The following is a 14,288-nucleotide window of genomic DNA, read 5'->3' as shown; positions in this document are numbered from 1 at the left end:
CGCCAAATTGCGCGAGGCTGCGTTGCGGGATTTGCCAAGGGAACGACCATGGGCGGCATCCCGCGCCTTGCCTCGCGCAATTTGGCGCACAACGCGGCCCACCACCAAACGTCAACAGACCCTCGGAGTCTAACCCGGCTTTCGGCCGGGCGACCACACGAATCAAGAGGTTTTAACCCCGCATGGGGCTATAATGCCGGCCTTTCCGTTTCCCCCTGCCCGCTTTCGGAGCCCGCATGACCCAGGATCAACTCAAACAGGCAGTGGCTCAGGCCGCCGTCGACTTCATCCTCCCGAAACTCGACGACAAGAGCATCGTCGGGGTCGGCACCGGCTCCACTGCCAACTGCTTCATCGACGCCCTGGCCAAGCACAAAGGCGCGTTCGACGGCGCGGTCGCCAGCTCCGAAGCCACTGCCGCCCGCCTTAAAGGCCATGGCATTCCGGTGTATGAGCTAAACACGGTCAGCGACCTGGAGTTCTACGTCGACGGCGCCGATGAAAGCGACGCGCACCTGAACCTGATCAAGGGCGGTGGCGCTGCCCTGACCCGCGAGAAGATTGTCGCGGCCGTGGCCAAGACTTTCATCTGCATCGCCGACGCCAGCAAACTGGTGCCGGTGCTCGGTGAGTTCCCGCTGCCGGTCGAAGTGATCCCGATGGCCCGCAGCCACGTGGCCCGCGAGCTGGTGAAACTGGGCGGCGACCCGGTTTACCGCGAAGGCGTGCTGACCGACAACGGCAACATCATCCTCGACGTGTTCAACATGCAGATCACCAATCCGGTTGAACTGGAACGCCAGATCAACGCGATTGTCGGCGTGGTCACCAACGGCCTGTTCGCGGCGCGTCCAGCGGACCTGCTGTTGCTGGGCACCAGTGAAGGCGTGAAAACCCTGCGCGCCGAGTAAGCCCGCCGCAACGCCAACCTGTGGGAGCCGGGCTTGCCCGCGATGGCGGTATATCAGTCACATATTTATCGACTGACACGACCTCATCGCGGGCAAGTCCGGCTCCCACAGTGCTTTTTTAGGGAGGGGTTTTAGGGTTGCGCGGGTTTTTTGAAGGCGTAGAACAGGTTCGGCTCACTGACGAGGTACATCGTGCCGTCGTCGTCCATGGCGATGCCTTCCGCTTGCGGCACGGTCTTTTGCAGGCCCTGGCGCCCCTTGTTCAGTGACATTGTACTCAGCGGTCGACCGTCCACATCCAGTTCAATAATCAGCCGCGACTCGTCGGACAGCGCCAGCAAATGGCCGCTGCGTTCGTCGTATTGCAGGCTCGACAGGTCTCGCACAAACATCCCGGCATCGCGCTTGGGGTTGTTCACCACGTGCACGGCGTAGGATTTCTCCGGGTTGTAATGCGGGAAGCCCTGCACTTCGTAGATCAGCATTGGGTCGCGCTCCTTGGCGACGAACAACCGTTTGCCCACCGAATCGTAAGCCAGCCCTTCAAACCCCTTGTTACTGCCCATGTGCACGCCGAGAACCATCTGCTCGGCATCCGCCCCGTCAAGGAACGTCGTATCCGGTTCCAGGCGAATCTTGATCAGCCGTTGCTGGCTCTCATCGGTGATCACGTAGGTGTCGGCGCTGATGAACTCCACCGCCTCCGGATCACCGAAACCAATCAAGGCCACGCGCCGCAGGATCTTGCCCTCAAGCGACAGCTCGATCAGCTCGGAATCTTTATTGGTGACCGTGAACAGGCTTTTGCGCACCGGATCGAACGTCAGCGCCGAGACGTTATCGTCCAGCCCGTCGATCACCCGTGCCTCGATGTCGACCCGATATTGATCCAGGCCAATGGATACGCTGCTCTGCGGCTGCCAAAGCGTATGCAGGTTGAACCAGGCACGCTCGAACAGGCGCATGTATTGGCCGACCGCAACCAGCGCGATCAGCGCAATCACTGACAGGATCAAAACGAGGGGTTTGGGACGGGCAAGTCGGCGCATTCAGGCGAGCTCGAAAACAAAACGGGCGGATGAAATATCACGCCCGTATGAATTCAAGCTTAATGGTCAGTGGCTTGCGACCACAACCGCGGGTGTGTGGCGACTATTTCTGCTTTTCGAAGCGGTAGAACAGGTTGGGTTCACTGACCATGTACAAGTTGCCCGCTTCGTCCATGGTCACGCCTTCGGCCCGGGGAATGGTGTTCTTCAGGCCGTTGAAGCCGCGCAACAGGGTGATGAAACTGACTTGCTCACCCTTTTTGTCCAGCTCCATCAACAAGTGCGAGTCGGCAGACAGCACCAGCATGTGGCCCGTGCGCGGATCAATGGCCAGCGCCGACAGGTTGCGCATGTCCAGCGCATGACTGGCCAGCTTCAGCTTGTCACCGGTCAGGACCCGGCCGTCACCTTTCCAGGCAAACAAGGCCGGCGGACGCTCTTCGCCCAGCAGCAGCTGCTGGTTTTGCGAATCCCAGGTAACCCCTTCAAAGGCCTTGTTCTGGTCTTTCGAAGGCCCGAGGTCGTACTTCGTAAAGTCGGCGATGTTCAATTCACGGGTGTTGGCATCGACCTTGACGACGGTGATCAAGTGCTCGCGCTCATCGACAATCGCCAGCAGGCCGTTGCCCAGCACCGTGACACCTTCCGGGTTGCTCCAGCCCACCAGCGGCATTTTGCGCAGGACATCGCCTTGAAGATTCAGCTCGACCAGAAACGGGTTCTTGCCCATGACCGAAAACAGCGTTTTGGTCTGAGGATCGTAAGCGAGGTCCGAAGCTTCGTCCTTTTCCATGCCCGGCAATACCTTGGCATCGATCACTGCCCGGTAGTCCGGAAGCCAGATACTGGCCTGACGCTCGGCCGGGCTCTTGAATTGCTCTTTCACCCAGAGCACGCCGCGATTATCCCAATGCATTGCAAAGGCAACGCCGTACGCAATGACCGCCACCAGCAACAGCCAGGCATACCAAGGCAGCGCGAAGCGCGAGCGGCGGGTTGTTTTGAGAGTCGACAGCGGTGGGGTGGCCATTGAGGGATGCATTCCAGAAATTCAGGCTAGGGGTAATAGCACAATTGGGGCCGGCTCAGACGCCGCAAGCCCCGGAATTATCCAGACGAAATGTGAAAAAAACGGGAAATGGCGGGATTGCCCTACCTGTCGCAGGACTTGAAACCACTAAATACCAATGTGGGAGCGAGCTTGCTCGCTCCCACAGGGTTTTTGCAGTATTGGGGTTAGCGCACGTTGCTGGTGAAGCTACTCGCACCAGGCAACTCCAGAACAATCTCATCGCCGACATTCAACGGACCAACGCCCACCGGCGTGCCGGTCAGGATCACGTCACCGGCCTGCAGCGAGAAGCAGCCGGCCATGTGCTGGATCATCGGCACGATCGGGTTGAGCATCGCGCTGCTGTTGCCATCCTGGCGCACTTCGCCGTTGATGGTCAGGCGAATGCCAATGTCGGTCAGGTCGGCAAAGGTGCTACCAGACACGAACGGCGCGATCACCGCCGCGCCGTCGAACGACTTGGCGATTTCCCACGGCAGGCCCTTGGATTTCAGCTCCGCCTGCTTGTCGCGCAGCGTCAGGTCCAGTGCCGGAGCGAAACCGGAGATGGCGTCCAGCACTTCTTCGCGGCTCGGCTTGGTCGACAACGGCTTGCCGATCAACACAGCGATTTCCGCTTCGTAGTGCACCGAACCGCGCTCGGTCGGAATGGCAAAACCACCTTCCAGCGGCACGACGCAACTGCCCGGCTTGATGAACAGCAGCGGCTCGGTAGGCACCGGGTTGTCCAGTTCCTTGGCGTGTTCGGCGTAGTTACGGCCGATGCACACCACTTTCCCCAGCGGGAAATGAATACGCGTACCGTCGACATACTGGTGCTGATAGCTCATTACCGACTCCTGATTCGTGCTCTGAACATTCGAAAATCAAACAGCAAAGATCTTGCCCGGGTTCATGATGCCGTTCGGATCGAACACCGCTTTAACCGCTTTCATGTACTCGATCTCGACCGGCGAACGGCTGTAGGTCAAGTAATCACGTTTGGTCATGCCCACGCCGTGCTCGGCGGAAATCGAACCGTTGTACTTCTCGACGGTTTCGAACACCCACTTGTTGACGGTCGCGCACTTGGCGAAGAACTCGTCCTTGCTCAGGTTCTCCGGCTTGAGGATGTTCAAGTGCAGGTTGCCGTCGCCGATGTGGCCGAACCAGACGATTTCGAAATCCGGGTAGTGTTCGCCGACGATCGCGTCGATTTCCTTGAGGAACGCCGGCACTTTCGACACGGTGACCGAAATGTCGTTCTTGTACGGCGTCCAGTGGGAAATGGTTTCGGAGATGTATTCGCGCAGCTTCCAGAGGTTCTGCAGCTGGGTTTCGCTCTGGCTCATCACGCCGTCCAGCACCCAGCCTTGCTCGACGCAGTGTTCGAAGGTTTCCAGCGCGTGGTTGGCCACTTCTTCGGTGGTCGCTTCGAATTCCAGCAATGCGTAGAACGGGCAATCGGTTTCGAAAGGTGCCGGAACATCGCCACGGGCCATGACTTTGGCCAGGGCTTTGTCGGAGAAGAATTCGAAGGCGGTCAGGTCGAGTTTGCTCTGGAACGCGTGCAATACCGGCATGATCGAGTCGAAATCGGTGGTGCCGAGGACCATCGCGGTGAGGTTTTTCGGTGCACGATCCAGACGCATGGTCGCTTCGACCACAAACCCGAGGGTGCCTTCGGCGCCGATGAACAGCTGACGCAGGTCGTAACCGGTGGCGTTCTTGATCAGGTCGCGGTTCAGTTCCAGCAGGTCACCCTTGCCGGTCACGACTTTCATGCCGGCAACCCAGTTACGGGTCATGCCGTAGCGAATGACCTTGATCCCGCCGGCATTGGTGCCGATATTGCCGCCAATCTGGCTGGAACCTGCCGAAGCAAAATCCACCGGGTAGTACAGGCCTTTTTCTTCCGCGACATTCTGCAAATGCTCGGTCACGACGCCTGGCTGACAAACGGCAGTGCGGTCAGTGAGGTTCACATCGAGAATCTGGTTCATGTAGTCGAACGACACAACCACTTCGCCATTGGCTGCCACCGCTGCGGCGGAAAGCCCGGTACGTCCACCGGACGGCACCAGCGCCACCTTGCGTTCATTGGCCCAACGGACAATGGCCTGCACCTGTTCGGTGGTCTTGGGAAACACAATGGCGGTCGGGGCCGGAGCAAAATGCTTGGTCCAATCCTTACCGTAAGCATTCAGGGAGTCGGCATCGGTCAGGACCTTGCCAGGCTCAACCAGGGTCTTCAGCTCATCAATCAGCGCAGGATTGGTCATCGACAGAACTCTCGAACAATTCATGGTCATCCTGAGAACGCTTCACGTCGCAGGAATGAGTGTTTAGCGGGGTGCGTATGCTAGCATACCGACCCCGCAGCATAGTGCCCAACGGCCAATCTGCGGCGACGGCTTTCCTGCCGTCCGGGTCAGCGTCTGCTGGCTATTTCCTGCCATTTTTCTCCGGGATACAGGTTTACGCAGATGAGCAAGACTTCTCTCGATAAGAGCAAGATCAAGTTCCTTCTTCTCGAAGGCGTCCACCAATCGGCTGTCGACGTTCTCAAGTCGGCGGGCTACACCAGCATCGAGTACCTCACCGGTTCTCTGCCGGAAGCCCAGCTGAAGGAAAAGATCGCTGATGCGCACTTCATCGGCATTCGCTCCCGCACTCAACTGACCGAAGAGATCTTCGATCACGCGAAGAAGCTGGTCGCGGTCGGCTGTTTCTGCATCGGCACCAACCAGGTCGACCTGAACGCAGCGCGCGAACGCGGGATTGCGGTGTTCAACGCACCGTACTCCAACACCCGTTCCGTCGCCGAGCTGGTGTTGGCGGAAGCGATCCTGCTGCTGCGCGGCATCCCTGAGAAGAACGCTTCCTGCCACCGTGGCGGCTGGATCAAAAGCGCGGCCAACTCCTTCGAGATCCGCGGCAAGAAGCTGGGCATCGTCGGTTACGGCTCGATCGGTACGCAACTGTCGGTCCTGGCTGAAGGCCTGGGCATGCAGGTGTACTTCTACGACACCGTGACCAAGCTGCCACTGGGTAACGCCACCCAGGTCGGCAACCTGCACGAGCTGCTGGGCATGTCCGACATCGTCACCCTGCACGTTCCGGAAACCGCAGCCACCCAGTGGATGATCGGCGAGAAGGAAATCCGCGCCATCAAGAAGGGCGGCATCCTGATCAACGCCGCTCGCGGCACCGTGGTCGAACTGGACGCCCTGGCGGACGCGATCAAGGACAAGCACCTGATCGGCGCGGCCATCGACGTGTTCCCGGTGGAGCCACGCTCCAACGACGAAGAGTTCGAAAGCCCGCTGCGTGGCCTGGACAACGTGATCCTGACCCCGCACATCGGTGGTTCCACCGCTGAAGCGCAAGCCAACATCGGTCTGGAAGTGGCAGAAAAACTGGTCAAGTACAGCGACAACGGTACGTCCGTATCGTCGGTGAACTTCCCGGAAGTGGCCCTGCCGGCTCACCCTGGCAAGCACCGTCTGCTGCACATCCACGAGAACATTCCGGGTGTGATGAGCGAGATCAACAAGGTGTTCGCCGAAAACGGCATCAACATCTCCGGTCAGTTCCTGCAGACCAACGAGAAAGTCGGCTACGTCGTGATCGACGTCGACGCCGACTACTCGGAAATCGCCCAGGAGAAACTGCAGCACATCAACGGCACCATTCGTTGCCGCGTGTTGTTCTGATAGCGACTTGAGCGACAAAAAAAGGAGACCTTCGGGTCTCCTTTTTCATGCCTGCGGAAACGTTATTTCACTGTCACGGTAATCTTTTCCGAAACGATTGGAGGATCGAAAGCCATGTGGTTCTTGTCACCCAGCTCCAGCTGCAAAGTGTGCTTGCCCGGGGTCAACTCCAGCTCGGTTTCGGTCTGAGCCTTGCCGAAATGGATGTGGTTGGCATCTGCCGGAATCAAAGAGCCAGCAGGGATCGTACTCTTGGCGTCGACCAACAGGTGATGATGGCCAGTGTTCGCGGTAGCGTCGCCTGCCGGCGCCAGCGCAATACCTTTTACTTCAAACTTGACCTTGAATTTCGTACCCACGACGGCACCACTGCCAGGCTCAACGATACTCACGGAAGCACCCGCCGGCGCCGGCGTGGCCGCACTGGCCAGCAGTGAGACACCCATCAGCAGGCCAGCCAAGGCAGCACGAGACATAAACGTTTTCATTCTCTTCTCCAGTTTTTTCGTAAAATCCGCGTGACCATGACAACTTCATGGTCAATCGTTGTCGAAGGCACTCGACAACCATAGCAAAGCGAGCCCGACCCAGAGCATCGCGATAATGAATTCAAAGGAGTGACCATGCGCTTTTTGCCTGGCCTGATCTGCCTGCTACCCCTTTTGAGCCCTTTGGCTCATGCCGAACTGATTGACGACATCAACGACCGTGGCGAACTGCGTATTGCTCTTGAGGCTAATACACCGCCTTTCAATTTCAAGGATGAAGGCAAGCTCAGCGGGTTCGAAGTCGAGCTGGGCCAACTGCTGGCCGACGAACTCGATGTCCGCTCCGACTTCGTCGTCACCGATTCGGACGATCTGTTGACCGGCGTAGAAAGCGGCAAGTACGACGTCGCCATCAACCACATAGCAATGACCCCGGATCTGAAGGATCGTTTCGATTTCAGCGAACCTTACCTTCAAACCGATGCGCAATTGATCGCGAAGAAAGAAGAGCCGCGCTCGATGCTGCTGGCGCAGTCGTTTGCCGAAGAGAAGCCCAAGGCCAATCCGCCGGTGGGTTTGGCGATTCCGTTTCAGAAGGGCAACCCGGCGTTTCATGCCAGCCTGGAGAGTGCGCTGCAGCGGATCAAGGATGATGGCCGGATGGCGGCGCTGGAGAAGAAGTGGTTTGGGGCGGATTCGAGCGTGGCGCCGAAACCCTGACTCAGGGCAAATGACTACCCCTGTAGGAGTGAGCCTGCTCGCGATAGCGTTGGATCAGTCAGCAGAGTTGTTGAATGTTAGTCCGCCATCGCGAGCAGGCTCACTCCTACAGGGGGGTGGTGTCAGTCGAGAGCGCTCAGGGCGGCAGCCGCTTGCGGCAACTCCAACTCACTGAAAACCTGCACACCATTGCGCTTGAGCAACGCCGCGGTCACACCCTCACCCGCCACCTTCACGCCGCTGAAGCTTCCGTCATACGTCAGCAAATTCCCGCATGACGGGCTATTGGCCTTGAGCACGGCAATGCGGATACCGTGCTTTTGCACCAGTTCCAGCGCCTGATAAGCCCCCGACAGAAACTGCGCACTGACATCCTCGCCGTCGGTGGTGATCACGCTGGCGTGGCCATCCAGCACTTCAGCGCCCTGCCCGCCAGGAATTTCCGCCGCCGCCCTCGGTGTCGGCAAACCGCCAGCCACTTCGGGGCACAACGGGATGACCCGGCCTTCATCCAGCCACTGCTGGAGCTGATCGAATGGCCCGCTCGCCCCGCCGTCGTAACGTACGCGGTGGCCCAGCAGGCAGCGGCTTACCAGAATCTTTGGCATGATCAGAACGGCTCGTTACCCCGGCGTCGGAACCAGCCGGTCAACGACAGGCGATCCCGGGTCGCGGGCAGGACTTCGTGGGGGACTTCGCCGGACAGAAACACCACCAGGCATCCGCCGACAGGTTCCACATCGTAGGCCCGGTCTTCCTCCAGATACATGCGCAACTGTCCTCCGTGCTCGGGCAGCCAACCGTCATTGAGGTACACCACGGCCGAGACCATGCGCCGGTCGTCATCGCGGAAACGGTCGACGTGCCGGAGGTAAAACGCGCCCGGCGGGTACAGCGCGAAATGGCTTTCGAAATCCTCCAGGCCCAGAAACAAACCGCGATTCATCGCTTCGCGCAGGCTGTCCATCAAGGCCAGATAGCTGTCGCACGCCTCCGCCTGACCGGGATCGATCCACTGGATATGGTCGCCACGAATCCCTTCGCGAACCTCCGATGACGGCCCTCGGCCTACCGCTGCGGGGGCCAGTTCACCCTCGGCTGCACGTTTACGGCACTCAGCCGCCAGCGCCCGGGTCAGATCCTCAGGCAGGAAAATGTTCTGTTGCGACCAGCCGTTTGCAGCCAGGTCGTCAACGATACGTAACAGCAGCGGGTGATCAGAGGGTATTTGCATGCCGCGCATAGTATTCCTGTGCCTGAAAATCCGACAGAGCCACGCAGCGGGTTGATACGAATTCTCGACAAGTACGGATGCCACACGGAGAATAGTCGCCTGCTGACAGGAGTCCCTATGCGCCGGTTGCTTTTTTCACTGTTGATGCTCTGTGTTTTGCCCGCTTGGGCAGACGGCCACGACCAGTTGTATAAAGTCGCCGGCTGGCCAGACCAACGTGCGCATTTCAACGATGCCCTGACAGCCGCGCAACAACGCTACGAAAGCAGCCTGCCACCGGCGGTGTTTCAGGCACTGGTCAACAACAGCAATCAGCGATTCGCTCCGCAGTCGGTCGATCAACGCGCCGAAGCACAATTACGCAAAAGCCTGGCCGACCCAAAACCGGCACTGACCTTCTTCCAATCGCCCTTGGGCAAAAAAGTCGTGGCTGCCGAGTTGCTGGCCACCCGTCGCGACCAACTGGCGAAAAACGCCAAGGGCCTGCCGAAGATGCAGGCCAGCGACAGCCGTCAACTGATCATCGGCCACCTGGCCCAGGCCCTGCCCGCTCGCGAGGCGGGTGCTGAGGTCAGCCTGGCGATTGCCGGTGTCGCGGCTGACAGCCTGAGTTCGATGATCCCCGGGTTGCTCGGCAGTGGACAGTCGCAAGGGATCTTGAACGGTCAGCGCCTGCGTTTGATGGACCAGATCGGCAGCGACCTGAACAACACGCTGCTGTATGTCTATCGCGACCTGTCGGATAACGAACTGGAAGAGTTCGCTACGTTTGCCGAGTCCACTGAAGGCCAGGCGTATTACCAGGCGGCGCTGGCGGCGATTCGGGCGGGGTTGGCGGTGGGGCAAAGCACTTCGAACCTTTCCCAGTAAACTTCGGTGTCTGGGAAATCGCTATCGCGAGCAGGCTCACGCCTACAGGGGGAACGCGATCAACTGTAGGAGTGAACCTGCTCGCGATGAGGCCATCACCGGCGCTATAGATTCCGGCCCTTGATCCGCTTGCTCAAAAACCCGAAATACTCCTCCCGCATCACCAACGTTTCATTCGCCAGATGATGCCGCGCCTCCGGCAACATCAACACCTGAGGCCGATCGAACTTGGCCTTCAGTACCCCAAGGTTATGTTCCCAATCCACCGTCATGTCCGCCTGCCCCTGCACAATCAGCGGCCGGCGCGGGCTGTTCGGTGCGGCTTCGATCCGCTTGATCCAGCGCGCCAATGCCCCGACCCACGCCGTGGGCAGACGCAACGGCTGCAACGGATCGGCCTGCAGGAATGGCAGGAAATCAGGGTCGTTGGAGTTCTCGCTGAAACGTCGGGCGATGGCTTTGACGAACGGTTTGAGCAGGTAATAGCTGAGCTTTGACCACCCCCAGGCACGCGGCCGGACCAGGGGTGACAACAGGATTACCTGACCTTGAGCCGGGCTGTTCGCGCCGTGGTTGAGCACATGATCGATCACGATCGCCCCGCCCGTGCTCTGCCCGCACAGGTGCCAGGGCTGCGGCAGGTCAATGGACAACGCCTCGGCGAACAATCCTTGCAGCGTGTCCTGATACTCGGCGAATTCCTTGATGCTCGCCCGCTCGCCGCTGGACAGACCGTGCCCCGGCAAGTCGCAGGCAATCACGGCAAAACCCTGATCCAGCGCCCACTCGATCACATGACGGTAGAGCCCGGTGTGATCGTAGAAACCGTGGAACAGGAACAGCGTCGCCTTCGCCCGCTCAGGCCACCAGAACTGACTGACCAACTGATAGCCATCGACCTCGAAACACCCTAGCCCGCTTCGCAGTGTACGTCCTGGAAAATCCAGCCCGTAAAAGTGCTGATACGCCATGGCCTCGGTGGACAGCGCCTGCCCTTCAGCCAATGGCCGCAGGCTGGCGCGCAAATGATCGGGGGCAAACGTGGCTGACATGAAAGATTCCAGAGCGTTAAACAGACTTTATAGGCCTGCGATATTCATCTGTCGCAGCAAGCATGGCAAGCTAGCCGGCCTTCGAGGATGAAACCCATGCGCCCGGCCTACCGCACCACACTGCTTGCCAGCCTGCTCGCCCTCGTGTGTGCCGGTGTCCTGTGGGCCGCGTATGACTGGTTTCAAGGACGTTACTTGCGGGCGTTCAGCGAACACACCGCGGTATTTTCCGGCGACCCGCTGCGCCTGCCCGATGACCTCGCCGGCCCGGGCGCCATTCGCCTGGTGCACTTCTGGGACCCGGCCTGCCCGTGCAACGTCGGCAATCAGCAACACCTGAGCGAACTGGTTGAGCGCTATGTGCCACAGGGTGTCGAGTTTTATGCCGTGCAAAAACCCGGCAGTCACGGCCAGCTCCCCACCACATTGAGCAGCCTGAAAACCATTACCGTCCTGCCCGGCTCTGAACAGATACCTGCCAGCCCGGCCGTAGCGATCTGGGACCGCGCCGGCAAACTGGCTTACTTCGGCCCGTACAGCGAAGGCCTGACCTGCAATTCGAACAACAGCTTTATCGAACCCATCCTGCAAGCGCTGAGCGAAGGTCGCGCAGTGAATGCAACGCATACGCTGGCCATCGGTTGTTACTGCCCATGGCCCGTTGAAGTGAAATAAGGCATTACTGACTTTTGCAGGACCGCGATGCCCGGCACAGGAGGTCTGTGCTACATGTTGGCAGCCCACACGGGCGGCAATCCAAAAAGAACAAGGAGTCACCATGAAACGCGTCCTGACCGTACTTGCCTTGCTGATTGTCGCGCTCGCCATCGGGGTCGGCGGGTATGTGTACAGCAAGCAGCCGACGCGCCAGGGTCAAGTGGAATTGCAGCACCTGCAAGGTTCGGTGAGCGTGCGCTACGACGAGCGCGGCGTTCCGCATATCCGCGCGGAAAACGAGACCGACCTCTACCGTACCCTCGGTTATGTGCAGGCCCAGGACCGTTTGTTCCAGATGGAAGCCATGCGCCGCCTGGCCCGTGGTGAACTGGCCGAAATCTTCGGCCCGAAACTGATCGACACTGACAAGCTGTTCCGCAGCCTGCGCATCCGCGAGCGGGCTGACAGCTACGTCGCCGCGCTGGATCGGCAGTCCCCGGCGTGGAAGGCCCTGGAAGCTTATCTGGACGGTATCAATCAATATCAGGACACGCATGCAGCGCCTGTCGAGTTCGACGTGCTGGGCATCCACAAACGCCCGTTCACGGCGCAAGACAGCATCAGCGTCGCCGGTTACATGGCGTACAGCTTTGCCGCGGCGTTTCGCACCGAACCGTTGCTGACGTTCGTGCGCGATCAATTGGGTGCCGACTACCTGAACATCTTCGACCTCGACTGGCAGCCCAAAGGCGTCCTGGCCAAAGGGCATTCCACGCCTGCGCCAAGCCTGTCCAGCAGCGACTGGAAAGACTTGAACGCCCTCGCCCGCCTGAGTGAACAGGCACTGGCCGACAATGGCCTGCCGCAATTCGAGGGCAGTAATGCCTGGGTGATTTCCGGCAACCGCACCAAAAGCGGCAAGCCGCTGCTGGCCGGCGACCCGCATATTCGCTTTTCCGTGCCGGCAGTCTGGTACGAGGCACAACTCTCGGCGCCAGGCTTTGAGTTGTACGGTCACCATCAGGCGTTGGTGCCGTTTGCGTTTCTGGGCCACAACCTGGACTTCGGCTGGAGTCTGACGATGTTCCAGAACGACGATCTGGACCTGATCGCCGAGAAGACCAACCCGGACAATCCGAACCAGGTCTGGTACCGCGGCAAGTGGGTGGACATGGTCACCACTGAGCAACAGATCGCCGTGAAGGGGCAGGAGGCGGTCAAGCTGACGCTGCGTCAATCACCCCACGGCCCGATCATCAACGATGCGCTTGGCACGGCGGCCGGCAAGACGCCGGTGGCGATGTGGTGGGCGTTCCTTGAAACACCGAACCCGATTCTCGAAGGCTTCTATCAGCTCAACCGCGCCGACACCCTGGCCAAGGCGCGTGCCGCTGCGGCCAAGGTTCAGGCACCGGGTTTGAACATCGTCTACGCCAACGCCAAGGGCGACATCGGCTGGTGGGCTTCGGCCCTGCTGCCCAAGCGCGCGGCCGGGGTGAAACCCGGTTTCATCCTCGACGGCAGCACCAATCAGCCGGACAAGGACGGTTTCTACCCGTTCAGCGCCAACCCGCAAGAGGAGAACCCGGCGCGCGGCTATATCGTCTCGGCCAACTTCCAGCCGCTGTCGCCGACCGGCATGGAGATTCCCGGTTATTACAACCTGGCCGATCGCGGCCAGCAGCTCAATCGCCAGCTCAGCGACAAAAATGTGAAGTGGGACATCGACGCCAGTCAGAAGCTGCAACTGGGCACCACCACCGCCTACGGTCCGCGCCTGTTGGCACCGCTATTGCCGGTGCTGCGTGAGGTGGTGAGTGATCCCGCCGGACTGAAACTGGTGGAGCAACTGGCGCAGTGGAAAGGCGACTATCCGCTTGATTCGACCAGCGCCACGCTGTTCAACCAGTTCCTGTTCAACCTCGCTGACGCGACGATGCACGATGAACTGGGCAATGATTTTTTCGAGACCTTGCTCTCGACCCGCGTGATCGATGCCGCACTGCCGCGCCTGGCTGCCACGCCTGATTCACCGTGGTGGGACAACCGCAACACCCTCGGCAAGGAAACCCGCGCCGACACCGTCAAGGTGGCCTGGCAAGCGAGCATCGCCCACCTCAAGACCACCCTCGGCGCGGATTCGGCACAGTGGCAGTGGGGCAAGGCGCATACCCTGACCCATGGTCATCCACTGGGCGTGCAGAAGCCGCTGGATCGGGTCTTCAACGTCGGGCCGTTCGACGCACCCGGTACCCACGAAGTGCCGAACAACCTCTCGGCCAAAATCGGCCCGGCACCCTGGCCGGTGACTTATGGCCCGTCGACACGGCGCCTGGTCGACTTCGCCGACCCGGCTCACAGCCTGACCATCAACCCGGTCGGCCAGAGCGGCGTGCCGTTCGACAGTCATTACGATGACCAGGCCGAGGCGTATGTCGAAGGGGTGTACTACGAAGCGCATTTCAACGACGAAGAAGTCACGGCCAATACGCGCAGTACGTTGAAGTTTTTGCCGGCCAGGGCTGCGCCTTAAATCTTCA

At 59.9% G+C, this 14,288-nt stretch carries 14 protein-coding genes; 6 read left to right on the top strand and 8 right to left on the bottom strand.

Annotated elements, in window-relative coordinates:
* Positions 1-236: 236 nt before the first annotated feature.
* Positions 237-911, top strand: a complete 675-nt coding sequence (rpiA, locus tag D882_RS0129265) for a ribose-5-phosphate isomerase RpiA (RefSeq protein ID WP_027926507.1) — start codon at positions 237-239, stop codon at positions 909-911.
* A gap of 131 nt (positions 912-1,042) precedes the next feature.
* On the opposite strand, the gene D882_RS0129260 is transcribed toward rpiA, so the two are convergent.
* The 4 genes from D882_RS0129260 to D882_RS0129245 all read right to left on the bottom strand — a co-directional run bounded on the left by D882_RS0129260 (position 1,043) and on the right by D882_RS0129245 (position 5,293).
* Positions 1,043-1,960: an SdiA-regulated domain-containing protein gene (locus D882_RS0129260; RefSeq protein WP_027926506.1), complete on the bottom strand. Its 918-nt coding sequence runs from the start codon at positions 1,958-1,960 to the stop codon at positions 1,043-1,045.
* Between the two features lie 103 nt (positions 1,961-2,063).
* Entirely contained in the window at positions 2,064-2,990 is a 927-nt protein-coding gene (locus D882_RS0129255; RefSeq protein ID WP_027926505.1) for an SdiA-regulated domain-containing protein, read from the bottom strand.
* 206 nt (positions 2,991-3,196) lie between these two features.
* Positions 3,197-3,862 carry a fumarylacetoacetate hydrolase family protein gene (locus D882_RS0129250; protein WP_027926504.1) on the bottom strand — a complete coding sequence of 222 codons (666 nt, stop codon included), beginning with the start codon at positions 3,860-3,862 and terminating at the stop codon, positions 3,197-3,199.
* A gap of 36 nt (positions 3,863-3,898) precedes the next feature.
* Entirely contained in the window at positions 3,899-5,293 is a 1,395-nt protein-coding gene (locus D882_RS0129245) for an FAD-binding oxidoreductase (RefSeq protein WP_027926503.1), read from the bottom strand.
* Positions 5,294-5,497: 204 nt separating this feature from the next.
* Between D882_RS0129245 and serA the strand changes: the two genes are divergently transcribed.
* Positions 5,498-6,727 carry a phosphoglycerate dehydrogenase gene (gene serA / locus D882_RS0129240; RefSeq protein ID WP_027926502.1) on the top strand — a complete coding sequence of 410 codons (1,230 nt, stop codon included), beginning with the start codon at positions 5,498-5,500 and terminating at the stop codon, positions 6,725-6,727.
* A 62-nt stretch (positions 6,728-6,789) separates the two neighbouring features.
* Here serA and D882_RS0129235 read toward each other — a convergent pair whose 3' ends face one another.
* Positions 6,790-7,215: a DUF4399 domain-containing protein gene (locus D882_RS0129235; RefSeq protein ID WP_027926501.1), complete on the bottom strand. Its 426-nt coding sequence runs from the start codon at positions 7,213-7,215 to the stop codon at positions 6,790-6,792.
* A gap of 135 nt (positions 7,216-7,350) precedes the next feature.
* On the opposite strand from D882_RS0129235, the gene D882_RS0129230 reads away from it, so the two are divergent.
* Positions 7,351-7,935 (top strand): transporter substrate-binding domain-containing protein, encoded by a 585-nt coding sequence (locus D882_RS0129230; protein ID WP_027926500.1) that lies wholly within the window; start codon positions 7,351-7,353, stop codon positions 7,933-7,935.
* Between the two features lie 122 nt (positions 7,936-8,057).
* Here the strand turns inward: D882_RS0129230 and D882_RS0129225 are convergent, their stop codons facing one another.
* Together D882_RS0129225 and D882_RS0129220 are read right to left on the bottom strand one after the other, a co-directional pair.
* The gene (locus D882_RS0129225; protein WP_027926499.1) at positions 8,058-8,543 is read right to left on the bottom strand and encodes a DUF523 domain-containing protein; all 486 of its coding nucleotides are present in this window, start codon (positions 8,541-8,543) and stop codon (positions 8,058-8,060) included.
* Positions 8,544-8,545: 2 nt separating this feature from the next.
* Positions 8,546-9,178 carry a 2OG-Fe(II) oxygenase gene (locus D882_RS0129220; protein ID WP_027926498.1) on the bottom strand — a complete coding sequence of 211 codons (633 nt, stop codon included), beginning with the start codon at positions 9,176-9,178 and terminating at the stop codon, positions 8,546-8,548.
* A 108-nt stretch (positions 9,179-9,286) separates the two neighbouring features.
* Here D882_RS0129220 and D882_RS0129215 point away from each other — a divergent pair, with 108 nt between their 5' ends.
* Positions 9,287-10,039: a DUF2059 domain-containing protein gene (locus tag D882_RS0129215; protein WP_027926497.1), complete on the top strand. Its 753-nt coding sequence runs from the start codon at positions 9,287-9,289 to the stop codon at positions 10,037-10,039.
* A gap of 104 nt (positions 10,040-10,143) precedes the next feature.
* On the opposite strand, the gene D882_RS0129210 is transcribed toward D882_RS0129215, so the two are convergent.
* A complete protein-coding gene (locus tag D882_RS0129210) occupies positions 10,144-11,091 on the bottom strand; it encodes an alpha/beta hydrolase (RefSeq protein ID WP_027926496.1) in 948 nt (315 codons plus the stop codon).
* Between the two features lie 96 nt (positions 11,092-11,187).
* Here D882_RS0129210 and D882_RS0129205 point away from each other — a divergent pair, with 96 nt between their 5' ends.
* Positions 11,188-11,766: a DUF6436 domain-containing protein gene (locus tag D882_RS0129205; protein ID WP_027926495.1), complete on the top strand. Its 579-nt coding sequence runs from the start codon at positions 11,188-11,190 to the stop codon at positions 11,764-11,766.
* Positions 11,767-11,869: 103 nt separating this feature from the next.
* Positions 11,870-14,281, top strand: coding sequence for a penicillin acylase family protein (locus D882_RS0129200; RefSeq protein WP_027926494.1), 2,412 nt, complete (start codon positions 11,870-11,872; stop codon positions 14,279-14,281).
* Positions 14,282-14,288 lie beyond the last annotated feature (7 nt).

It is taken from the genome of Pseudomonas sp. URMO17WK12:I12 (assembly GCF_000514395.1).
GTDB lineage: Bacteria > Pseudomonadota > Gammaproteobacteria > Pseudomonadales > Pseudomonadaceae > Aquipseudomonas > Aquipseudomonas mucoides.
This window is presented reverse-complemented; position numbering and strand designations above follow the sequence as displayed.